Source organism: Phaeobacter sp. JH20_26, from assembly GCF_048056275.1.
Taxonomy (GTDB): Bacteria; Pseudomonadota; Alphaproteobacteria; order Rhodobacterales; family Rhodobacteraceae; genus Phaeobacter; species Phaeobacter bryozoorum.
Genome location: NZ_JAYMWL010000015.1, coordinates 55,728 through 77,069, shown reverse-complemented (window position 1 = coordinate 77,069; position 21,342 = coordinate 55,728). Strand labels below are relative to the sequence as shown.

The 21,342-nt window shown below is 64.5% G+C and carries 19 protein-coding genes; 10 read left to right on the top strand and 9 right to left on the bottom strand.

Going from position 1 to position 21,342, the window contains the following annotated elements:
• Position 1: 1 nt before the first annotated feature.
• The 3 genes from VWY60_RS14475 to VWY60_RS14465 all read right to left on the bottom strand — a co-directional run bounded on the left by VWY60_RS14475 (position 2) and on the right by VWY60_RS14465 (position 3,531).
• The gene (locus VWY60_RS14475) at positions 2–1,102 is read right to left on the bottom strand and encodes a M24 family metallopeptidase (protein WP_416540926.1); all 1,101 of its coding nucleotides are present in this window, start codon (positions 1,100–1,102) and stop codon (positions 2–4) included.
• Positions 1,103–1,258: 156 nt separating this feature from the next.
• The gene (locus VWY60_RS14470) at positions 1,259–2,845 is read right to left on the bottom strand and encodes an ABC transporter substrate-binding protein (RefSeq protein ID WP_416540925.1); all 1,587 of its coding nucleotides are present in this window, start codon (positions 2,843–2,845) and stop codon (positions 1,259–1,261) included.
• A 68-nt stretch (positions 2,846–2,913) separates the two neighbouring features.
• Positions 2,914–3,531: a helix-turn-helix domain-containing protein gene (locus VWY60_RS14465; RefSeq protein ID WP_374015532.1), complete on the bottom strand. Its 618-nt coding sequence runs from the start codon at positions 3,529–3,531 to the stop codon at positions 2,914–2,916.
• Between the two features lie 165 nt (positions 3,532–3,696).
• Here VWY60_RS14465 and VWY60_RS14460 point away from each other — a divergent pair, with 165 nt between their 5' ends.
• The 5 genes from VWY60_RS14460 to VWY60_RS14440 all read left to right on the top strand — a co-directional run bounded on the left by VWY60_RS14460 (position 3,697) and on the right by VWY60_RS14440 (position 7,821).
• The gene (locus VWY60_RS14460; protein ID WP_416540924.1) at positions 3,697–4,740 is read left to right on the top strand and encodes an ABC transporter permease; all 1,044 of its coding nucleotides are present in this window, start codon (positions 3,697–3,699) and stop codon (positions 4,738–4,740) included.
• A complete protein-coding gene (locus tag VWY60_RS14455) occupies positions 4,740–5,642 on the top strand; it encodes an ABC transporter permease (protein ID WP_416540923.1) in 903 nt (300 codons plus the stop codon). The genes VWY60_RS14460 and VWY60_RS14455 overlap by 1 nt, the downstream gene beginning before the upstream one ends.
• Positions 5,639–6,487: an ABC transporter ATP-binding protein gene (locus VWY60_RS14450; RefSeq protein WP_340547489.1), complete on the top strand. Its 849-nt coding sequence runs from the start codon at positions 5,639–5,641 to the stop codon at positions 6,485–6,487. The genes VWY60_RS14455 and VWY60_RS14450 overlap by 4 nt, the downstream gene beginning before the upstream one ends.
• Entirely contained in the window at positions 6,484–7,230 is a 747-nt protein-coding gene (locus tag VWY60_RS14445; RefSeq protein WP_340547488.1) for an ABC transporter ATP-binding protein, read from the top strand. Before VWY60_RS14450 ends, VWY60_RS14445 begins: the two co-directional genes overlap by 4 nt.
• 63 nt (positions 7,231–7,293) lie before the next feature.
• Positions 7,294–7,821, top strand: coding sequence for a GAF domain-containing protein (locus VWY60_RS14440; RefSeq protein ID WP_416540922.1), 528 nt, complete (start codon positions 7,294–7,296; stop codon positions 7,819–7,821).
• Positions 7,822–8,008: 187 nt separating this feature from the next.
• Here VWY60_RS14440 and VWY60_RS14435 read toward each other — a convergent pair whose 3' ends face one another.
• Positions 8,009–8,479, bottom strand: coding sequence for a hemerythrin domain-containing protein (locus VWY60_RS14435; RefSeq protein WP_340547486.1), 471 nt, complete (start codon positions 8,477–8,479; stop codon positions 8,009–8,011).
• A 191-nt stretch (positions 8,480–8,670) separates the two neighbouring features.
• Between VWY60_RS14435 and VWY60_RS14430 the strand changes: the two genes are divergently transcribed.
• The 3 genes from VWY60_RS14430 (at position 8,671) to VWY60_RS14420 (ending at position 11,213) form a co-directional block, all read left to right on the top strand.
• Positions 8,671–9,309, top strand: a complete 639-nt coding sequence (locus VWY60_RS14430) for a LysE family translocator (RefSeq protein ID WP_416540921.1) — start codon at positions 8,671–8,673, stop codon at positions 9,307–9,309.
• A 162-nt stretch (positions 9,310–9,471) separates the two neighbouring features.
• On the top strand, positions 9,472–10,518 hold the full coding sequence (locus tag VWY60_RS14425; protein ID WP_416540920.1) for an amidoligase family protein: 1,047 nt from the start codon (positions 9,472–9,474) through the stop codon (positions 10,516–10,518).
• Positions 10,515–11,213, top strand: coding sequence for a gamma-glutamyl-gamma-aminobutyrate hydrolase family protein (locus tag VWY60_RS14420; RefSeq protein WP_416540919.1), 699 nt, complete (start codon positions 10,515–10,517; stop codon positions 11,211–11,213). The genes VWY60_RS14425 and VWY60_RS14420 overlap by 4 nt, the downstream gene beginning before the upstream one ends.
• Positions 11,214–11,330: 117 nt before the next feature.
• Here VWY60_RS14420 and VWY60_RS14415 read toward each other — a convergent pair whose 3' ends face one another.
• From VWY60_RS14415 to VWY60_RS14395, 5 genes are all read right to left on the bottom strand, one after another.
• Positions 11,331–13,547 (bottom strand): NADP-dependent isocitrate dehydrogenase, encoded by a 2,217-nt coding sequence (locus VWY60_RS14415; RefSeq protein ID WP_416540918.1) that lies wholly within the window; start codon positions 13,545–13,547, stop codon positions 11,331–11,333.
• 329 nt (positions 13,548–13,876) lie between these two features.
• Positions 13,877–14,725, bottom strand: a complete 849-nt coding sequence (locus VWY60_RS14410) for an ABC transporter permease (protein ID WP_416537557.1) — start codon at positions 14,723–14,725, stop codon at positions 13,877–13,879.
• The gene (locus VWY60_RS14405; protein WP_416540917.1) at positions 14,718–15,485 is read right to left on the bottom strand and encodes an ABC transporter ATP-binding protein; all 768 of its coding nucleotides are present in this window, start codon (positions 15,483–15,485) and stop codon (positions 14,718–14,720) included. Before VWY60_RS14405 ends, VWY60_RS14410 begins: the two co-directional genes overlap by 8 nt.
• A gap of 99 nt (positions 15,486–15,584) precedes the next feature.
• Complete coding sequence (locus VWY60_RS14400; RefSeq protein WP_416540916.1) at positions 15,585–16,604, bottom strand: ABC transporter substrate-binding protein; 1,020 nt, start codon at positions 16,602–16,604, stop codon at positions 15,585–15,587.
• Positions 16,605–16,702: 98 nt separating this feature from the next.
• Entirely contained in the window at positions 16,703–17,368 is a 666-nt protein-coding gene (locus VWY60_RS14395; protein WP_416540915.1) for a GntR family transcriptional regulator, read from the bottom strand.
• 219 nt (positions 17,369–17,587) lie between these two features.
• Here VWY60_RS14395 and VWY60_RS14390 point away from each other — a divergent pair, with 219 nt between their 5' ends.
• Positions 17,588–18,721 (top strand): metallophosphoesterase family protein, encoded by a 1,134-nt coding sequence (locus VWY60_RS14390; RefSeq protein ID WP_416540914.1) that lies wholly within the window; start codon positions 17,588–17,590, stop codon positions 18,719–18,721.
• Positions 18,718–21,336: an AAA family ATPase gene (locus tag VWY60_RS14385; RefSeq protein WP_416540913.1), complete on the top strand. Its 2,619-nt coding sequence runs from the start codon at positions 18,718–18,720 to the stop codon at positions 21,334–21,336. The genes VWY60_RS14390 and VWY60_RS14385 overlap by 4 nt, the downstream gene beginning before the upstream one ends.
• The last annotated feature ends 6 nt before the right edge of the window (positions 21,337–21,342 follow it).

Sequence of the window (21,342 nt, the reverse complement as noted above, 5' to 3'; positions counted from 1 at the left end):
GTCAGCGCCGCTGCATGCTGCGGGGCATCTCTGACAGGATCTCGGCGCCATCTTCGCGCAGGATCACGATCTCCTCCAGACGCACGCCGAAACGGTCCTTGAGGTAAATCCCCGGTTCGATGGAGAACACATTGCCTGCGCGCAGCTCAACCTCCGATGTCGCGGTGATATAGGGCGGTTCATGCACGTCGATGCCCAGCCCGTGGCCGGTGCGATGCAGGAAGTGCGCCCCATAGCCGGCGGCGGCAATGGTATCGCGGGCGGCACGGTCGACCTCACTGGCGCGCACGCCGGGTTTTGCCGCCTGAACAGCTGCCTTTACCGCGGCCTCGACCACTTCGAACACCTGCTCATATTCCGCTTCCGGTGTGCCGAACCAGCCGCAGCGGGTCATGTCAGAGGGGTAGCCATTCAGACGGCATCCCGTGTCGATCAGCACAGCCATATCGCGGCTCAGCCTTGTGTCCCCGGTGTGGTGATGCGGGAAGGCGCCATTGGCGCCAAAGCCGACGATAGTGAATTCCGCGCTGGCGCCATGGGCCTTGTAATATTCATGCAGGATGGCCTGCACATCCAGCTCGCTCATGCCTTCTTCGAGACGGGAGAACGCTTCGGTCACGGCGGCATCATTCAACAGATGCGCGGCCTTCAGCGCGTCATATTCTGCGGCGTCCTTCATCGCGCGCAGCAGGCCAACTGTATCATCGGTAAAGCGGCGGCTGGGCGCGTCCATCGCATCCAAAACCCGCAGGGCAAAATCGGCGCGCATGGTTTCATCCAGCACCACCGACAGGCCGCCAGCTGTGGCATCGCAGTCGCTCAGCAGCGTGGCAAGGGCCGCATCCGGGCCTTCGTCATCCGACCAGCAGCGAAATGGCAGGTCGGTTGCCGTGCGCGCGGCATCAGCATTAAGCGCCGGCATCAGAAATCCCGCATGGCTCTGGCTGACCATCAGCATCACCGGGCGTTCGTCGCCATGGGGGTTCACACCCGACAGCCACATCATATGGCTGGAGGGGCCTAGCACCACCAGATCGGTGGCGGTTTCTGTCATGCGGTGACGCAGCCGGTTCAGCCGGTCTGCATAGGGGGGCGTTGTCATCTATCTGGCTCCTGCCGCGCGCCCGGTTGTGAGGGGCGGGGCGTCTTGATTGCGGTCGACATTGGAAAAAGGGGGCCGGCTCATGTCAGCACCGGCCCCGAGCGGCCTGCCCCCGTCAGACAGGGGACAGGACTAGGCACCAGGGGGCGCCGGGGATCAGTTCTTTTCCACCAGACGGTAGAAAACAAAATCAGAGGTCGCACCGTTCACATAGCCGGAGACATCCGCGTCCATCGCCACCTGATAGGCCGCCTGGAACATGATCACGATGGGGGAGCTTTGCTGTACCTCGGCCTGCAATTCGCGGTACATCTCCAGCCGTTTTTCAGGATCTGCCTCGGTGAGGGCGGCCTTGGTCTTGGCGTTCATTTCCTCCGGCACAGCCCAGGCGTTGCGCCAGGTGGTGGTCGCCGCATAGCTGTCGTCCGAGTTGTCGGAATTATAGGCAAAGGCCTTGGCGTTGGAATGCGGGTCCATGAAATCCGGGCCCCAGTAGAGCAGCATCGCCTCATGGCTGCGCTCGCGGTATTTGGTGATCACCTGACTGCCGGTGCCGGGGAGGATTTCAAAGTTGATCCCCGCGTCGGCAAAGCTGGCCTGTAGGGACTGCGCCATATCGGTAAAGGGGGCTGCATTGATCACATCCAGCGAGACGGTGATCGGGGTTTTGATCCCGGCGTCGCTGAGGATGGACTTGGCCCGCTCCGGGTCATAGCCGAACGGGGTCTCATCGTAGGAGCCGGGAAAGCCCTTGGGCCAGAACGCCTGATGGATCTCCATCTGGCCGTTGATGATGGTATCGGTCATCCCCTTGTAATCCACCAGATAGCGCGCGGCCTCCCAGACGGCCGGATCGGTCAGACTTTCGGTTTTCTGGTTGAAGGACAGGAAATGTACCGCGGCCTGCGGGTAGGTCTCCACCTTGATGGCGTCGCTGTCAAAGCCGCGGATCTGATCGGGCGTCAGGTTGCGGGCCATGTCGATATCGCCGGATTCCAGCAGCAGTTCCTGCGTCGCCGCCTCGGCCACATGGCGGATGATGACGCTCTCCATCTTCGGCGCGCCTTTGAAATAGGCGGGGTTTGCCGCCAGCCGCACCATCTGCGCCGGGCGGTAGCCCTGCAGCTTGAACGGGCCGGAGCCGGCGGCGTTTTCATTCAGCCAGCCATTGCCCATGTCACCGTCCACGGCATTGGCGATCACCACCTCTTTGTCCACCACCGAGGCGGGGCGGGCGGCCAGTACGTTCATGACAAAGGCGGGTGAGAAATCGCCTTCGTATTTGATGGTGATGCTATTGCCATCTGCGGTGACCATCTGATCGACATTCTCCGCCGTCCAGCCCAGCTGCGCCAGAATAAAGGCGGGGGTCAGGTTCAGCTTGATCACCCGGGCAAGCGAGAACACCACGTCCTCGCTGCGCACCGGATTGCCCGAGTGGAACACCGCATCATCGCGCAGGGTAAAGCGGATGGTCTTGGCTGCCGCGTCGATGTCCCAGGCGCTGGCAAGGCCCGGCGCCAGAACGGTGGGATCCTCGGCGTCATATTGCACCAGCCGGTCGTAGAGGTTGGTCACCAGCTCGCCCGAGGTGAACTCATAGGCCTGTGCGGGGTCAATGGCGACGATATCGTCGATGTTCTGCGCCACGATCAGCGCATTGGCGGGCGTATCTGCAACAGCGCCGCTCGCCAGGGGCAGGGCCATCACGCTGGCCAGCAAGGCGGATTTCACGAGGTTCATGTCAGTCTCCCTGTTTTGATGTCTTGTTGTTTGCCGCATCGGCTCTGCCCACTGGGGAGCGATCCCGGTCACGGCAGGTTGGGGGTATTCTTGCTGTGCAAAACGCTGAGCGTGCCGGTCCACAACAGCCGCGCGGGCTGTTCGGTCGGATTGCTCCAGGAATGTGAGGTAAGGCCGCTGTAATGCAGGCTGTCGCCGGCGGTAAGGCGGAACACCTGCCCGTCCAGCGACTGGTCGATCTCGCCCTCCAGCACATAAAGCATCTCTTCGCCCTCGTGGCTGACCTCTTCGGAGACGTATCCGGGCGGGACATGCAGGATGTAGCTGGACAGCTCCGCGCCCGGAAACTGCGCGCCGAGCGCCTCATAGGTGAGTGACGATCCCGCCAGTGAAAACTGCGTGCGCGTTGCCGCCCGCGTCAGCGCATCCGACGGCTTGGGCGTGGCGATGAAATACTCCAGCCCCACCTCCAGCGCTGCGGCAATCTGCGCCAGCGTGCCCAGCGTCGGGGTGGCGTTGTCGCGCTCCACCTGGCTCAGATAGCCCACTGACACCCCGGCGGTATCACCAAGCGCCTGAAGCGTCAGCCCCATCTGCTTGCGCCGCTTGCGGATCAGCGCGCCTAGCATCGGCCCCGTGCTGCTGCGGGTCTTGGCGGGTTTGGCGGCAGGGCTGGCAGGGGTCATCGGTGGCTCTCGGTTTGGGCTTGCTTCGGGCAGCTTAGGAAAAAAATTATTGTGAAGCAAAAAAATTTTGCTATCGAGAAAAATAATATTTATGCCTGATGGTGTCGCGCCGACCGTCCGCCGATCGGATGCGGTGCGGATCGACCATGTGGAGGGCAGGATATCTTGACCAGAGCAGCACAGAGACGGCGCGCAATTCTGCGCTGGGGGCAGGGGCTTGCCGGTTTTGCCATCGTGTCGACGCTGACCTTTCTCGGGCTTCTGGCGATCACGTTTTTCATTGGCCGTGTGGTGCCGATTGATCCGGTTCTGTCCGTGGTCGGCGACCGCGCCACACAGGACCAATATGACGCGGCGCGGGTTGCCATGGGGCTGGACCGGCCGCTGGTGATCCAGTTTTTCTCCTATGTGGGCGATGTGTTTCAGGGCGATCTGGGGCGTTCCGTCTCCACCAACCGGCCCGTCGTGTCCGACCTCGCGCGGGTGTTTCCCGCCACGCTGGAGATGGCCACGCTTGGCATACTGATTGGTGTGATGATGGGCGTGCCCATGGGCGTCTGGGCCGCCGCGCGTCAGGGCACCTGGGTCGATCAGATCATCCGCGTCTTTGCGCTGCTGGGCTATTCGGTGCCCGCCTTCTGGCTGGGGCTGGTTGGTCTGGCGGTGTTTTATGCGGGTCTGGGCTGGGTCGCGGGACCGGGGCGGGTCGATATCTTCTATGATGGGCTGATTGAGCCGGTCACCGGCCTGCTGCTGGTGGACAGTCTGCTGGTCGGCGACACCGAGGTGTTCTGGAACGCGCTCTCGCATCTGGTGCTGCCTGCGGCCATCCTCGGGTTTTTCAGCCTCGCCTATATCGCGCGCATGACCCGCAGCTTCATGCTGGACCAGCTCAGTCAGGAGTTCATCACCACCGCCCGCGTCAAAGGCGTGCCGGAATGGAAAGTGATCTGGGTGCATGGGTTCAAACCGATCCGGGTGCCGCTGATCACCGTAATCGGCCTCTCTTATGCCGCTCTGCTGGAAGGGTCGGTGATGATTGAGACGGTGTTCAGCTGGCCCGGCATCGGCAATTACCTCACCGTGGCGCTGCTCAATGCGGATATGAATGCCGTGCTTGGCTCGACGCTGGTGATTGGCGCGGTCTTCATCTTCATCAACAAGATCTCGGATGTGCTGTACCGGGTTCTTGATCCAAGGAGCCTGTGATGCTGAGCCGCGACTGGTTGCTGGACGACTCCCCCACCACACGGACCCAGGCCACCGCAGGGCGCGCCTATCGTATGACGCTGGCGTTGATGCGCAACCCGCTGGCGGTGCTGGGGGCACTGATCATCACGATCCTTATTCTTGCAGCCGCGCTGGCGCCTTGGATCGCGCCGCATAGCCCGGTGGGGCAGGACCTGTCCTCGCGCCTGTTACCGCCTTCTGCCGCCCATTGGATGGGCACCGATGAGCTGGGGCGCGATATCTTCTCCCGCGTGGTTTACGGCGCGCGCATCACGCTGATGATCGTGGCGCTGGTGGCGGTGATCTCGGCGCCGCTGGGGCTGATCATCGGAGCGATTTCGGGCTATTTCGGCGGCTGGATCGACCGCATCCTGATGGGGATCACGGACGTCTTCCTGTCGATGCCCAAGCTGATCCTGGCGCTGGCCTTTGTTGCCGCCTTGGGGCCGGGGATCGAAAACGCGATCATCGCCATCGCAATCACCGCATGGCCTGCCTATGCCCGCATCGCACGGGCCGAAACGCTGACCTTCCGCAACGCTGAATTTATCGCCGCGACGCGCCTGCTGGGGGCTTCGCACAGCCGGGTCATCCTGCACCACGTGCTGCCGCTCTGTACCTCCTCGATGATCGTGCGGGTGACGCTGGATATGGCCGGGATCATTCTGACGGCGGCGGGTCTTGGGTTTCTGGGTCTGGGCGCGCAGCCGCCGCTGCCCGAATGGGGCGCGATGATCTCGCGCGGGCGGGTGTTCATTCTGGACCAGTGGTGGGTGGCGACCATGCCCGGCATTGCCATCATCGTGGTCAGCCTTGGCTTTTGTTTCCTTGGCGACGGGTTGCGCGATGTGCTGGACCCCAAACAGGGGGGCAAGTCATGAGCCAATCCACGTCCACACCCCTGCTGGAGGTCGACAACCTCCGCGTCAGCTTCCCGACACCCCAGGGGCGGGTAGAGGTGGTCAAGGGGCTGAGCTTCACATTGGGCCGCGAACGCCTCGGTATCGTCGGCGAGAGCGGATCGGGCAAATCCATGACCGGCCGTGCGATCCTTCGACTGATCCGCCGCCCGGGCCAGATGACGGCGGACCGGCTGGCGCTGGAGGGGCAGGAGCTGCAAACACTCAGCGAACGTCAGATGCGCAATATCCGCGGCGCGCGGATTTCGATGATCATGCAGGATCCGAAATTCTCGCTCAATCCGGTGATGACCATCGGCGCACAGATCGCCGAGGCGCTGGATGTCCACGAACGTCTCAGCCGCCGCGACACCCGCGCCCGCGTGCTGGAGATGCTGGAGGCGGTGCGCATCAACGACCCCGAACTGGTGGCGCAGATGTATCCGCATCAGGTCTCGGGCGGCATGGGGCAGCGGGTGATGATCGCGATGATGCTGATCCCGCGCCCGGATCTGCTGATTGCGGATGAACCGACTTCGGCGCTGGATGTCTCGGTACAGGCGCAGGTGCTGGATCTGATTGACGATCTGGTGCGGGATAAGGGCATGGGGCTGATCCTGATCAGCCATGATCTCAATCTGGTGGCGCGTTACTGCGACCGGATCATGGTGATGAATGCAGGCCGCGTGGTCGAAAGCTGCGCCGCTGCTGATCTGCACAAAGCCAGCCACCCCTATACCCAAGGCCTGCTGGCGGCGGTGCCCCGGATGAAGGAAACCCGCGACACACTGCCTGTGCTCGACCGGTCAAGCTGGAGTGGCACATGACAGCGATATCTCTGAGAAACCTCGATATTTCCTACGGCGACACGAGGGTGGTGCAGGGCGTCACCCTGGATGTGGCCGAGGGGGAGAGCTTTGCCCTGGTCGGCGAAAGCGGATCTGGCAAATCCACCGTGCTGAAGGCGATTGCCGGGCTTGCGCCTGACTGGACCGGCGAGATCTCGGTTCTGGGTCAGCCGCGCAGCCACGGGATTGATCGCGCCTTTTCGCGAAGCTGCCAGATGGTGTTTCAGGATCCCTACGGATCATTGCACCCGCGCAAACCGGTCGACTGGGTGCTCCGGGAGCCCCTGCGGGTGCATGGCATCGGCGCGCGCGACGCCCGCGTGGCAGAGATACTGGCCGCTGTCGGCCTCGACCAGCGGTTCCGCTTTCGCTATCCGCATCAACTGTCCGGTGGGCAGCGCCAGCGGGTCGCGATTGCGCGGGCGCTGATGCTGGAGCCCAAGGTGATGCTCCTGGATGAGCCGACCTCGGCGCTGGATGTTTCGGTGCAGGCGGAGATCCTGAACCTGCTGAAGGCGCTGCGCCATGCGCAGGGGCTGACCTATCTGATGGTCACCCATAACCTGCCGGTTGTCAGCTTCATGTGTGACCGTATGGCGGTGATGAACAAGGGGCGCATTGTCGAGATCGCCCCGGCAGAGGCGCTGCATGACGGCGCCTTTCGCGATCCCTATACTCAGGCGCTCTATGCCGCCAGCGGTGGCGCCGAGCTGACCGTGTGACAGCTGCCGGACTGACCATCAATCACGACAGCAGACCCGACCCCATGCCAAAGGACAGACCCGATGCCCGACGATAACATGCGCAGCCGCCGAACAGACGATACCTCCGCCGAGGCGCTGCGCCATTTCACCAACGCACTGGCCGCCGCCACAACTGCCGAGGCTGCGTACGATGCACTCTGCGCACTGACCAAGGCCACCGTTGGGGCAAAGCTGTTCACCGTGATGACGGTGGATATGGGCGCGATGCTGGCCTGTCGCACCTATACCGACGACAGTGTGAATTACCCGACCTCCGGCACCAAACCGATCGAGATGAACAGCTGGTTCGATATCGTCCACGGTCAGCACCGCAGTTTCGTTGCGAATACGCTGGAAGAGATCGACGCGGTGTTTCCCGACGCCGAGCTGATCGGCGCGCTGGGCTGTGGCGCGGTGATCAACCTGCCGGTTCTGCTGGAGGGGGAACTGGCCGCGACCATCAATATCCTGCACGAGCCGGGGTACTACACGCAGGCGCGGGTTGCGCAGGCGAAAGAGCTGTTGACGCTTCCCGCCATGGCAACGCTGGCGGTTGCGCGACAGCTCTGATCGCCGCTGAAGGCCGAGGCAGTCCTGCCCGCCGACCCGCAGGCTCTCATGGATAGACAACACAGAGAGCCGCGCGGCAGCCGGCTCTCTCTTGTCGGCGGTATGATGCGCGCGGCGCCGAGAGGTCCCCGCCCGGATCTGCCTCCCTGCACCGGGCTGGACGTCGGGCTGCCCGGGATCGCTGCCGTCAGTCTTCGAGGCTATCCTCGCGTTTTTCGTCAATCAGGCCGCGTTCCTCTTCCTTGCGCTTCTGGAAACGTGTGCCATAGCCTTCGATCTCCTCATCGGAGATGATCTCCTTGGCCCGGGTAAACACCTCGTTTTCCTCTTCCTCCATGTGGTGTTCGTAGTCGTGCTTCAGCTGCTGGAACTTGCTCATCCACAGGTCGGAGGACATTTTCATCACGTTGAGCTCTTCCATCAGATCGTCGAGCTGCTGGTGCTCATGCACGGAATGGCGGGCCGCATCCTGACCCCAGGTCTGGCTGATCAGCTTTGAGTAGAAGGTTTCTTCCTCGGCGGCGGCGTGGCTTTTCACATCCTCGTAGAAGCGTTTCCAGAGGGCGCCGCGCGCCTCAACCTTGCTGTCCTCGATCGAGGCGAGCAACTCGCGGTGGGCGTCATGGTCCTGTTTGATGGCGTCATAGATGGATGGCATAGCGGCTCTCCGGTTGATTGACCTATCTGGGCTGAGCCTCCCCGCCAGGGCTCTGGCCGCCGGGAGACAGGGAAAGAACGCCGCAGCCGGGCGGAGTGTTCCCGCCGACCGCAATATTATGCGCAGGATCCGGGTCGCGACCCATGGCCGGTGCAATTAGGTCGGGATCAGCATTGCCATGTGAGGCTGATATGACCCTTGAGACGACGCTTGCCCTGCTCGTGTTTCTGTTCCCGCTGGCCTATAGCCCGGGACCGGGCAATCTGTTCTTTGCCGCCAACGGCGCGCGGTTCGGGATGCGCGCCACGATCCCGGCAACGGCCGGCTATCATATCGCCACGGCGCTGGTGACCCTCTTGATCGGATCCAGCGCCCTGCTGGCTCAGGCGGTCTCGCAGGAGGTGTTTCGATGGCTGACGCTGGCCGGGGCGGCCTATGTCCTGTGGCTGGCCTGGGGCATGTGGTGCGCCGACGGGGCGGCCTCAGGGGCACAGGCGCGACCGGCGCGCTTTGGTGATGGTGTGGTGTTGCTGCTGCTGAACCCGAAGGCCTATGTGATCATTGCGGTGATGTTCAGCCAGTTTCTGGCGCCCGCTGATCCTGCGCGCACCGCCGATGATGCAGCGTCCCTTCTTTTTTCGGGACAGCTGGGGCTGGTCATGATCATCACGCTGATCTTCACGCTGAACAATCTGGTGGCTTTTTCGATCTGGACATGGATCGGCGAGGGGCTTGCACGACGGATCTTCCGCGATGATCGGGCGCGCAAGATGAACCGGGGGTTTGCCCTGCTGCTGGCGGCTGTCGGCCTCTGGATGCTGTTGATCTGACTGCTAATCCGACGGGGCCTGTCCTGCCCCGCGGCGGATTTCGACCGATCGCCTCATCAACAAAGCAGCGTAAAAAACGCGAGAGGATCGTGCCCGCGCCCGCAGGGGTGGAACATTTTTGCATCGGTGACGTTGGGTCTGTGAGCGAGCACGGAGCCCATTATGTTGGAAAGTGATCTGAGTACCGAGGCGGGTTTTGCCTCTCCCCTTGACGGCCGGTCGGCGGGACGCGCGGATGCGCAGGACGCTGTCAAATCGCTGCCGCAGATGTCTGGGGCCCGCACCGCCTCCGATGATCGCAAGGTCGGCGTCGAGATCGAGTTCGGTGGCCTCTCCGCCGCCGAGGCGCAGGACATTGTCCAGCGCGAACTTGGCGGCGACATCTACGCGCAGGATGATACCGACGGCCCGAAACCGCACGTCAAGAACACCCGGCTGGGCGATATCGAGGTCTATCTGGACAGCCGCTACCGGACCGAAGTCCACGGGCTGGGCAAGGCGCTGTTCTCCCTCGCGGAGCCGCTAATCCCTGTTGAAATCGTGACCCCGCCGCTGGCGCAATCGCAGCTGCCGCAGCTGGATCGTCTGTGTTCCAAACTGGCAGAGGCGGGGGCCACGGGCACCCAGGACGGTGTGCTGAACGGCTTTGGCGTTCATCTGAATGTCGAAGTAGCGGATATGACGGTTGATCACATCGTTCCGGTGCTTACCGCCTTTGCTCTGCTGGATCCGGTGCTGCGCCGCAGCCCGGGCATCGACGTGTCGCGCCGGGTGCAGCCCTTTATCGCGCCCTATCCGGCGGCGCTGATTGATGCCGTCTGTGAGCACCCGCCAAAGACGATGGAGGCGCTCTGCGACCTCTATCTCGACCATGCGGCGGATAGAAACCACGCGCTGGATCTGCTGCCACTGCTGGCCGATCACGCGCCCGATCGCGTGCGCGCCGCGCTGGGCGAGGATGACAAAACCGCCGCCCGTCCGGCCTATCACTACCGTCTGCCGGATTGCCGTCTGGGCCAGCCGGGGTGGTCCATCAGCCAGGAATGGAACCGCTGGGCCGAGCTGGAACAGATCGCCCGCGACGGCCGGCTCGACCAGCTGATCAAGGCCTGGCGGAGCCGCCCGCGCAGCGAACAGCTGCTGAACCGCGAATGGGCCAAACACGCGGCCGATGTCCTGAACACCGCAGCACGAAGAGACGCCGCATGAAACCGGTTATTGCAGTCACCGTTTCGCGCCGCAGCGGCTGGCGGATCTTTCCGCTGATCGCCCTGAACATCTGGCTGGCCGGTGGCCGCGCCGTGCGCTGGCAAAGCGGCCGCGCCGCCGATCTGGCGCAGGTGGATGGTGTGGTCATCGGTGGCGGAGACGACATCGCCCCAACGCTCTACAAGGGGCAGATCATGCCGGAGGTCCGTCTGGACCCCGAGCGCGACGCGCTTGAGGCTGATATCGTGCGGCAGGCAACCCAACGGGATGTGCCCCTTTTGGGGATCTGTCGCGGGGCGCAGATGCTGAATGTAGCCCGCGGGGGCGCGCTCTATCAGGATGCCTATGCCTTTTACGGGTTGGAAAACTACAAGACAGTGCTCCCCCGCAAGAAGGTCACGATCACCAACAACAGCACACTGCGGCGTATCCTCGGGGTGCCTGAGCTGAAGGTCAACGCGCTGCACAGCCAGTCGGTCAGCAGCCTCGGGCAGGGGCTGCGCGTCACCGGGCGCGATCAGTCCGGCATGGTGCAGGCGATCGAGGATCCGGGCCGTCGGTTTGCAGTCGGGGTGCAGTGGCATCCTGAGCATCTGTTCTACCAGCCCGCCCATCTGAACCTCTTTCGCGCGCTGGTCGAGGCGGCGAGATCCAAACGCGACGACCCGGTCGAAGCGCTGGACAGAACCGGCTGATCCGTGCTGACACTTTCCCCCGAGGCTTTGCAGTCTGAACGAAAAAAACGCCCGGATCACTCCGGGCGTTTATTATGGTCTAGGGGCAGCATGTCGCCCGAACACGCCGATGCGTGATCAGCCGATAATGCCGTTCAGCGTGGCGCTGGGGCGCATGACGGCGGCGGTTTTCACAGGATCGGTGTGGAAATAGCCGCCCAGATCAACCGCCTTGCCCTGAACCTCGGCCAGCTCCGACAGGATCTGCTCTTCCTTGGCCGCCAGCTCTGCGGCGATGGGCGCGAAATGCGCGGCCAGTTCGGCGTCATCCCCCTGCGCGGCCAGCGCTTCGGCCCAGTAGCGGGCAAACCAGTAGTGGCTGGCGCGGTTGTCCGGCTCACCCACCTTGCGCGAGGGCGAGCGGTTGTGATCCAGAATGCCCTGCGTCGCCGCCTCGGCAGCGGCACCCAGCACGCCAGCCTTGGCGTTGCCCTTGCTGTCGGCGAGGAAGTTCAGCGATTCACCCAGAGCACAGAATTCGCCCATCGAGTCCCAGCGCAGGTGGTTTTCTTCAACCAGCTGCTGCACGTGCTTGGGCGCAGAGCCGCCGGCCCCGGTTTCAAACAACCCGCCACCGTTCATCAGCTTCACGATCGACAGCATCTTGGCCGAGGTGCCCAGCTCCAGGATCGGGAACAGGTCGGTCAGATAGTCGCGCAGCACGTTGCCGGTGATGGCGATGCTGTCCTTGCCTGCGGTGATGGTTTCAAGGCTCTGGCGGGTGGCTTCGCGCGGCGCCATGATCTGGAACTTATCGGCCACGCCAGCTGCGTTCAGCACGGGCTGCACGTATTTGATCAGCTCGGCGTCATGGGCGCGGTTGGCGTCCAGCCAGAAAATCGCCTCAGAGCCGGTCAGCCGCTGACGGTCCATCGCCAGCTGGATCCAGTTTTCGATCGGGGCCTTTTTCACGGTGCAGGCGCGCCAGATATCACCGGCCTCGACCTCGTGCGAATGCAGCGTCTCGCCATTTGCCAGCACGATACGGATGGTGCCATCAGCGGGCGCTTCGAAGGTGGTCGGGTGCGAGCCGTATTCCTCAGCCTTCTGCGCCATCAGACCGACGTTGGCGACGGAGCCTGCGGTGGTCACGTCGAGCGCGCCATTGGCTTTGAAGAAATTGATGCTCTCGTCATAGACGGTGGAATAGCAGCGATCGGGGATCACGCAGTTGGTGTCGCCCTTGTTGCCCGCTTCGTCCCAGCCCTTGCCGCCGGCACGGATCACCGCAGGCATGGAGGCGTCAATGATCACATCGGAGGGCACATGCAGGTTGGTGATGCCCTTGTCGCTGTCCACCATATACATGGACGGACGGTCCAGCGCGGCGATCTCTGCCTTGATCGCATCGCCATTGGGCAGGCCGTCGATGGTTGCCAGAACCGCACCAAGGCCCGAGTTCGCCGAGCCGCCAGCCGCTTCGATTTCAGCGCCGAATTTGTCCCAGACCGGACCCAGCCATGCCTTCACCGCGTGGCCAAAGATGATCGGGTCGGAGACCTTCATCATGGTGGCTTTCATGTGCAGCGAGAACATGGTGCCATCGGATTTGGTGTCTTCAATCGCATCCGTCAGGAAGGACGACAGCGCCTTGGCCGACATGAAGGTTGCATCGGCAACGGTGCCCTCTTCCAGCGGCCAGCTGTCCTTCAGCACGGTAACGGCGCCGTCCTTGCCGACAAACTCGATCTTCGCGGTCCCGGCCTGCGCGGCGGAGATGGTGGCGGAGACTTCGTTGGCGTAGAAATCATTGCCCGGCATCGAGGAGACTTTGGTCTTGCTGTCAGCAGACCATTTGCCCATCGAATGCGGGTTGTTCTGGGCAAAGTTCTTCACCGCGCGGGCAGCGCGACGGTCCGAGTTGCCTTCGCGCAGCACCGGGTTCACAGCCGAGCCCTTGATGGTGTCATAGCGCGCGCGGATCTCTTTTTGCGCATCGGTCACCGGGTCCGCCGGATAATCGGGGATGTCGAACCCCTGCGCCTGCAACTCGGCAATCGCGGCGGTCAGCTGCGGCACCGAGGCCGAGATATTCGGCAGCTTGATGACATTGGCTTCGGGGGTCTTCACCAGTTCGCCCAGTTCGGCCAGATCGTTGCTCTGACGCTGGGTGTCGCTCAGCGCTTCGGGGAAGGTCGCAAGGATGCGGCCCGCCAGCGAAATGTCCTTGGTCCCGACGGAGACGCCCGCCGCATTCGCAAAGCTGCGGATGATCGGCAACAGAGAGGCGCTGGCCAGCTCGGGGGCTTCGTCTACGATGGTATACAAAATGTCGGGGGTCGAATTTTCTGCCATATTCCACAACCTTTTTTCAGCGATATCGGAAACTTGGGTGAGCGGTCGGCGCTGCACCTGATGGACGGGGTGCTGCTGCCCGGTGAGGATGCGGCGGGCGGTCATCTTGGGTCAGAACTGGTCTGACGGACCGGCAGCCCGCAAGGACAACAGCCATTCATATGGCCCCCGTGTAAATCAGGTCGCGCGCGGGTGCAATTGCCGGCATGGGCTTTGTGAGGCGCAGATTGCCGCGCTTTTGAGATTATTGGCGCGTTTTGGCGCCATTGGCCTCGATTCTATGCGATTGCGACAGGCAGGGGCGGGTCACATGCGCGACTCGGTCGCGCTCAGCTGCGCCAGCGCAGCAGGTGGCGTTCGATCAGCCCGATCAGGCTGCTGACCAGCACCCCCAGCACCGACAGGATCGCCACACCGGCAAACAGCCGCTCCAGATCATAGAGCGACCCGGCCTCCAGAATATACGCACCAATGCCATGCTCCGCCCCCAGCATTTCAGCGGCCACCAGCAGGATGATGGCAATCGCCAGACTGATGCGCAGGCCGGACAGGATACCGGGCATCGCCCCCGGCAGCACGATCTTGCGGACAATCGACAGCCACGACAGGTTGAAACTCTGCCCCATGCGGATCAGCGAGCGGTCGACATTGTCCACCGCGCCATAGGTGGCCACGACGGTGGGCGTAAAGGTGCCAAAGGCGATCAGCGCATATTTGGATCCTTCATCAATGCCGAACCAGATCACAAACAGCGGCAAAAGCGCGATCTTCGGGATCGGAAATAGCGCCGCCACCAAGGGCACCAGCCCCGCGCGCACATAGGAAAACAGCCCGATCATCAGCCCGACGCCAATACCGACGCTGGCCCCCAAGGCCGCGCCCACGACCAATCGCGACAGCGAGACGCTGACGTGGGTCCACAGCAGGCCGGTGGCATAGAGTTCCTGCAACGTCGCCAGCACATCGCTGGGGCGCGGCAGGGTGAGGTTGGAAATCCAGCCCTGACGGGTGCCAAGTTCGGCCAGAAGCAACAGCAGTACAAAGACCAGCCCGCCCACCCAGCGCCCGCCGCGGGGGGCAAAGCCGCCGCCGCGAAACTGAACCGGGCGGATCGCCGGTGTTGCGGGGGTGCCCGCCGTCTTGCCGGGCTGCGCCCCGGCCAATTGGGTGTCAGACATTCATCAGCTCCGCATCCGCCGCCCGCGCCTCGTCACGCATCAGCTGCCACAGGTATTTCTGTTTCTGTTCAAGCTCAGCATCGCCGAACTCGCGCTCGGCCAGCGGCGTGTCCAGTTCCACGATCTCGCGGATCTGGCCGGGACGGCGGGACAAGACCACGATGGCATGACCCAGCCGCACCGCTTCGGCCAGATTATGGGTCACATAGACGGCGGTGAAGGGCGTGCGCGTCCACAGCGCGACCAGATCATCCATCAGCAGTTCGCGGGTCTGGCTGTCCAGCGCCGACAGCGGCTCATCCATCAGCATCACTGCCGGGTTCACGGCAAGCGCCCGTGCTATTGCCACCCGCTGTTTCATCCCGCCCGACAGCTGCTTTGGCAGCGCCTCGGCAAAATCACTCAGCTTGGTGCGCGCCAGAACATCGTCGATGATCCGTGCCGCTGCCGCGCCGCGAATGCCGTGATCCTCCAGCACCAGGCTGATATTGCCCCGGACCGTGCGCCAGGGCAGCAGGGCAAAATCCTGAAACACATAAGTCAGCGGATTAAGACTGCCCTCGGGCGGCTGCCCCACCTGCAGGACCTCGCCTTGGCTAGGGCGTTCCAACCCGCCGATGAACCGCAGGAGGGTGGATTTGCCACAGCCGGAGGGGCCGACGATACAGACGATCTTGCCGCTGGGGATCTCCAGCGTGATGTCCCGTAGGACCGGGATGTCGTCATAGGCATGGCCCACCCCGGACAGGCGAATATCCATAGTCTTGCTCCGCGCATGAAAGGGCCGGGGCAGGCCGCCCCGGCGCTGGTGCCGGTCTGGGTCACCGGCACAGTCAGTTGTGCGTCACCGGCCCGGTGATCAGCCGATGGTGTCGACGTAGCTGGAGTCGATGATCGTCTCCAGCGTGATATCGGCATCCACCAGCTTTTCGGCCTGGAACCACGCCAGCTGATCCGCCAGCGATCTGGTGTTCATCGCCGCCCCTTCGTTCAGACGCATGGTGCCATTGATGATCGACTTGGCGGCTTTCTCGCGGGGGCGATCTGCGTAGACATATTTGTGGATCAGATCGACCATCTGGTCGACGCCTGCATCACCGCTGGCCCGGTCGATCATGGTGGCGTTGTAATCGGAGACACCGCGGCTGTAGGCGCTCAGGAAATCGCGGGTCATCTGCTGCTCACCGCTGGCATTGCTGGCCGAGGTGAACACGGTCGTCACCTGATAGTCGGGCAGATAGTCCGCCACATCACCGATGATATGCACAGCGCCCGATCCTGCCAGCGGCTTGGCGATATGAGGCACGATCGACCAGGCATCAATCTGCCCTGATTTCAGCGCGCCGATGATCGCACCGACCTTTTGCAGCGGCTTGAAGGACAGCGAGACACCTTCCTTCTGCGCCATCCGCGACCCCATGTAGTGGAACGAGGAACCGGCGGTGGTCATGCCAAAGCTCTTGCCGTCCAGCGCCGCCGGGCTGGTGACCCCGGCCTGATAGGCGGCGTCGGAGACCAGAATCTTCTGCCCGTCGATACCCGGCTCCTCCGACAAGGCGCCACCGATCACCTTGATTGCACCGCGATCGGCCAGCGAGATCAGCCCGCCCGACATCGCGGTGATCGCATAATCCACATCGCCCGAGGCAATCGCCACCGACATCGGCGAGGCCGCCTGGAAAAACCGCAGCTCCACGTCAAGGCCCGCATCAGCGAAATATCCGCGCTCCTGCGCGATGAAGCTGGCTGAATGGCTGGTAAAGCGCAGCGCGCCCAGCACGATCTTGCGATTGCTTGCCAGCGCCGGTGTCGCCAGCCCCGCAGCTGCGGCAGCACCGCCAAGTGCTGCAAGCGTGCGGCGGCGTGTCCAATTGGTCATCTCTCAAATCCTCCCTCTTATGTTGGTGTCCCATCGGGTCGGTCAGGCCCGCTGATATCTAGTCTCGGTTTCCGGCGCGCGTTGACCGCAGCCCGCTGTTAGCCGCCCATATCGCCGGTCACATAGATCTCCAGAGCCGCGATGGCGGCCTCGGTATTGCGGGCCAGCACAGCCTCGACCAGCGCCTGCTGCTGTCGCGCGCGGGTGGCAAAATCGAGCCGCCCCTCGCGCAGTTGCGCCAGTCGGAACCGGCGGGACTGATCGTAGAATTTCAGCTGCATATCCGACAGCCGGGGCGATTGCGCGGCCTCCACCAGCACCGCGGCAAAGTTCCGGCAGGCCATGTCCCAATCCAGCGCCAGCGCGTCATTGGCCTCCTCAACCAGCGCTTCCTCGGTGCGGCGCAGCGCGTGATGCGCCGCCAGAACCCGGCCCTCCCACTGGACGTTGCCGCGCTCCAGTCCCATCCTCAGGCCCAGCCGTTCCACCTCCAGTCGCATGAACAGAATGTCCCGCAGATCATCCTCGGTCGCCGAGGTGACGCGAAAACCGCGCTGGGCGGTGGCCTCCACCAGCCCCTCGGCGCTGAGCATCCGTAGGGTCTCGCGCATCGAATGGTTGGAGCCGCCATAGCTCTGGCGCAGCGCTTCGATTTTCAGCTTCTGGTCCGGTCGCAGCACGCCAAAGGAAATATCCCGCCGCAGCGCTGCCGCCAGCACGGCGACAACCGTATCTTCCTCCGAGCGGGGGCGCCGACCAAACATGCTTTGATCCCTATTTTGGAAAATCTCCAATATTTTTGCCGGGTGATTGCGGTTCTGTCAATCCTTCTGCCCGCCGCGTGGCTGCCCGCCGCCAGCCTGCCGACCGCCCGACACCTGCTCTGAGCCCGCCGTGCAGACCCGCGTTGACGCCCCGGCGCGGCTCTGTCACTTCTGCACGTCACTCACCTGTGAAGCCCACCACCAAAGGACCCATTCCGCATGACCAGCCTGCGCCTGCTGCACACCTCCGATCTGCACCTGGGCAAACGCTTTGGCCAGTTCGACGAGGAAACCCGCGCCGCGCTGCAACAGGCCCGGCAGGGGATCCTGCCCCGGCTGGCGCAGACGGCGGCAGAGCAGGGCGCGGAACATGTGCTGATTGCGGGGGATCTCTTTGACACCGAAACCCCCTCGGCGCGGGTGATCCGGCAGGCGCTGGCCGCAATGGCCGCCGCCGAGCCGGTGCAGTGGTGGATCATCCCCGGCAATCACGACAGCGGCGCGGCCGAGCCGCTCTGGGCGGAGATGGCGCGCCATGCGCCGGAGAATGTGCATCTGCTGATGCAGCCCACGCCGGTTGAGATCGCCCCCGGTGCCACGCTGTTGCCCGCCCCCTGTCAGCATCGTTTTGCCGGTCAGGACCGCACCATCTGGATGGAGAGCGCCGAGACGCCCGAGGGCCACCTGCGCATCGGGCTGGCCCATGGCGCAGTGCTCGATTTCGACCGCGACCAGAACGGTGCCGAGACCATCGCCACCACCCGCGCCAGCAGCGCGCGGCTGGATTATCTGGCGCTTGGCGACTGGCATGGCGATTTTACCCTCAATGCCCATAGCCGCTATCCCGGCACGCCGGAACGGGACCGCTTCAAACATCCGGGCCGCGGCAGCTGCCTGCTGGTGGATCTGCCGGGGCCGGGTCAACCACCGCAGCTGCGCCAGATCGAGATCGGCCAGTACCACTGGCAGGAGCTGGCGCTGGATCTGGCTCCGGGGCAGGATATCACCGCCCTGATCAGGGCCGCGCTGCCCGCCGACCCGCCGGACTGGCCCGACTGTCTGATCCGCCTGCGCGCGCGGGGCTGGGTCACCGCCGATCAGCATATGCAGCTGCGGCGTTTCGTGGCCGAGCAGGCCCCGGCCTTCTGCCATCTCAGCCTCGACGAGGAGGCGCTGCGGATCGAACACCGGGCCGAGGATCTGGACCAGATCTCCACCGCCGGCGCGCTGCGGGTCGCCGCCGAAACCCTGATGGCGGAAAGCCGGAACAGCGCGCTGGCGCAGGACGACCGCGACGTGGCCGCAGCGGCGCTGAACCGGCTTTATGCGGCGGTGCAGGAGGGCGCGGAATGAAGCTGACGGCCCTCCGCCTGACCAATGTGCGTCGCTTTGTCGATCCGGTTGAAATCACCGGCATCGGCCCCGGTCTCAACCTGCTGAGCGCGCCTAATGAGCAGGGTAAATCCACCATCTTCGACGCGCTTCAGGCGCTGTTTTTCAAGGACGCGAAATCCTGGGACAAGGACGTGCGCACGCTGGCCCCCTATGCGGGCGGCGACCCGGAGGTGGAGGTCGAGCTGACCCATCAGGGCAGCCACTACCGCATCGCCAAGACCTTTACCAAAGCCTCCGGCAAGGGCACCGCGCGGATCTGGCGAGAGGGCGCGCTGCTGCATCAGGCCGATGCCGCCGAGGCCTGGCTGCGCGACCTCATTGCACCGCCAAAGGACGGCCCGGTGGGGATGCTCTGGCTGCGACAGGGGCTGACCGATTTTGCCGATGCCAAGGACACGCTGGAGGCGCGACGCGATCTGATGTCTTCGCTCAGCGGCGAGGTCGAGGCGGTGACCGGCGGTCAGCAGATGGAGAGCCTGCGCCGCCGCCTGCGCGCCGATCTGGACCGGCTGGTGACCAGTCGCGGTGCCCGCAAGGGCGGCCCGCTGGCCGAGGCCGAGGCCCGCGTGGCGACGCTGGCTGAACAGCGCGACACTCTGGCAGGGCAGGTCGCGGATCTGCGCCAGCTGCTGGACCAGCGCCAGCTCCTGCGCCGCGAACAGGCCGATCTCTCCGCACCACAGGAAACCGCAGCCCGCCAGTCCCGGTTGAAAGCTGCCGAAGCCGCGCTGGTCGCCGCCAAGCGGCACCGAGAGCAATGCGAACAGGCTCGCCGCGCGCTTGATCTGGCGCTGTCGCGCCGCGACGGGCAGGCGGCGCGGATCGAAACCCAGACGGCGCGCCTCGCGGATCATGCCCGCGCCAGCAAGGCGCTTGCGCAGGCAACGGAGCGGCGGGAGGACTCCGCCCGCACCGCCGAACAGGCCGCCGCACAGTTGAAATCCGCCGAACTCGCCGCCGCCAAGGCGCGCGATGCCGTTGCCGCGATCCGCAAATCCATCGCCGCCGCCCTGCGCGCCGAGGCTGCGCAGCAGGCTCAATTGCGCCGTGCCGAGCTGACCGAGCGTCTGTCCCAGTTCGATGCGCTAGAGGCAGATCTGGTGGGCGATCGCCAGCTGGCCAAGGAGGCTGTCACAGCCGCCGCGATGGCCCGGCTGGAAGATCTGGCACAGTCGGTTGCTCTGGCCCGCCACGCCCGCGCCGCCTCCGCTGCCGCACTCAGCGTTGCCTATCTGCCCGGCGCCGAGGCGCGGCTGAGCCTTGACGGTGAACCGCTGCACGAGGGGGCAGAGGTGGCCCTGCCCGATGGCGGCAGGCTGGAGATACCGGGCCTTGCCACCGTGACCCTGCATCCCGCGCGCGGCAGCGATAGCGGCGCATTGTCCGAGGCCGAAACCGCCCTGGCGCGGGCTCTGGCCGACCAGGGTTTCGAAACGCTGGAACAGGCCCGCAGGGCGCATCATGCCCGCAGTGCCGCAACGGCCCGCCTGAAAGAGGGCGAGGCCACCCAGCGGGCGCTCGCGCCGGAGGGGCGCGAAGCGCTGGTCGCGGCGATCGCAGCCTTGCCGGTTGGGTCGGATGGGCAGGCCGATGCGGAGGGCGAGGCCGAGCCGGACCGGGCCGACCTGGACGCGGCGCAGGCCGGGGCTGAGGCTGGCGAACTGGCCGCAGATGCCACACTTGCACAGCGCCGCACCGAGGAGGCCGCCGCTCAGAAAGAGGCCCATGGCGCGCTGGCCCATGCCGAGGCTGCCGAGGCCGAGCTGGCCCGCGCCACCGTGGCGCTGGGAGATGCCGAGGCGGCCACGGCAGAGCTGGCAACCCTCCGCTCCGGGCTGCCCGCGCTGGAGCAGGCCGTGGCCGAGGCCCGCGCCGAAGAGGCCCGCCTGACCGCCGAGGCCCCGGATCTGGAACAGGCTCAGGCGGCCTGCCAGCGTGCCCGTTCGGTGGTCGAGACGGCGCAGGCGCGCCTGCAGGCGCTGGCGCGCGATCTGGCGGTTCTGGACGCGCGTATCAGCGCCCATGCCAGCCACGCGGTGGAGGAAGAACTGGCCGAGGTCACCGATCAGCTGGCGGTTGCCGAAACCACGCTGGCGGCGCTGCATTTCGAAGTGGCCACCCTGCGCCGTCTGGATCAGGCGCTGGAAGCCGCGCAAGCAGGCGCGCAGGCGCAATATCTGGGGCCGTTGATGGCCGAGCTGACGCCGCTGATGCGTAGGCTTTGGCCGGAGGCACAGGTGCAGGTTGATGCCGACAGCGTGCTGCCCAGCCAGCTGGCGCGCGGCGCCGCAGAGGAGCAGCTGACCCAGCTCTCCGGTGGCACACAGGAACAATTGGCGCTGATGGTGCGGCTGGCCTTTGCCCGGCTCCTGGCGAAATCCGGGCGCGGCATCCCGGTCATTCTGGATGATGCGCTGGCCTATACCGACGATGCCCGCATCGAGGCGCTGTTTGACGCGCTGACGCTACAGGCCAATGATCTGCAAATTCTGGTGTTTTCCTGCCGTCAGAAGAGCTTTCGCGAACTGGGCGGCACCAGCCTTGCGATCCGCCCCGCCGCCCGCCGCGACTGACGGGCT

Excerpts from the sequence above, each read along its gene's own strand:
- VWY60_RS14470 (WP_416540925.1), bottom strand. The coding sequence starts at position 2,845 with ATGAACCTCGTGAAATCCGCCTTGCTGGCCAGCGTGATGGCCCTGCCC.
- VWY60_RS14430 (WP_416540921.1), top strand. The coding sequence starts at position 8,671 with ATGACCCTTGAGACGACGCTTGCCCTGCTCGTGTTTCTGTTCCCGCTG.
- VWY60_RS14440 (WP_416540922.1), top strand. The coding sequence starts at position 7,294 with ATGCCCGACGATAACATGCGCAGCCGCCGAACAGACGATACCTCCGCC.
- VWY60_RS14395 (WP_416540915.1), bottom strand. The coding sequence starts at position 17,368 with ATGTTTGGTCGGCGCCCCCGCTCGGAGGAAGATACGGTTGTCGCCGTG.
- VWY60_RS14465 (WP_374015532.1), bottom strand. The coding sequence starts at position 3,531 with ATGACCCCTGCCAGCCCTGCCGCCAAACCCGCCAAGACCCGCAGCAGC.
- VWY60_RS14405 (WP_416540917.1), bottom strand. The coding sequence starts at position 15,485 with ATGGATATTCGCCTGTCCGGGGTGGGCCATGCCTATGACGACATCCCG.
- VWY60_RS14390 (WP_416540914.1), top strand. The coding sequence starts at position 17,588 with ATGACCAGCCTGCGCCTGCTGCACACCTCCGATCTGCACCTGGGCAAA.
- VWY60_RS14450 (WP_340547489.1), top strand. The coding sequence starts at position 5,639 with ATGAGCCAATCCACGTCCACACCCCTGCTGGAGGTCGACAACCTCCGC.
- VWY60_RS14425 (WP_416540920.1), top strand. The coding sequence starts at position 9,472 with ATGTTGGAAAGTGATCTGAGTACCGAGGCGGGTTTTGCCTCTCCCCTT.
- VWY60_RS14435 (WP_340547486.1), bottom strand. The coding sequence starts at position 8,479 with ATGCCATCCATCTATGACGCCATCAAACAGGACCATGACGCCCACCGC.
- VWY60_RS14445 (WP_340547488.1), top strand. The coding sequence starts at position 6,484 with ATGACAGCGATATCTCTGAGAAACCTCGATATTTCCTACGGCGACACG.
- VWY60_RS14385 (WP_416540913.1), top strand. The coding sequence starts at position 18,718 with ATGAAGCTGACGGCCCTCCGCCTGACCAATGTGCGTCGCTTTGTCGAT.
- VWY60_RS14415 (WP_416540918.1), bottom strand. The coding sequence starts at position 13,547 with ATGGCAGAAAATTCGACCCCCGACATTTTGTATACCATCGTAGACGAA.
- VWY60_RS14400 (WP_416540916.1), bottom strand. The coding sequence starts at position 16,604 with ATGACCAATTGGACACGCCGCCGCACGCTTGCAGCACTTGGCGGTGCT.
- VWY60_RS14455 (WP_416540923.1), top strand. The coding sequence starts at position 4,740 with ATGCTGAGCCGCGACTGGTTGCTGGACGACTCCCCCACCACACGGACC.
- VWY60_RS14410 (WP_416537557.1), bottom strand. The coding sequence starts at position 14,725 with ATGTCTGACACCCAATTGGCCGGGGCGCAGCCCGGCAAGACGGCGGGC.
- VWY60_RS14420 (WP_416540919.1), top strand. The coding sequence starts at position 10,515 with ATGAAACCGGTTATTGCAGTCACCGTTTCGCGCCGCAGCGGCTGGCGG.
- VWY60_RS14475 (WP_416540926.1), bottom strand. The coding sequence starts at position 1,102 with ATGACAACGCCCCCCTATGCAGACCGGCTGAACCGGCTGCGTCACCGC.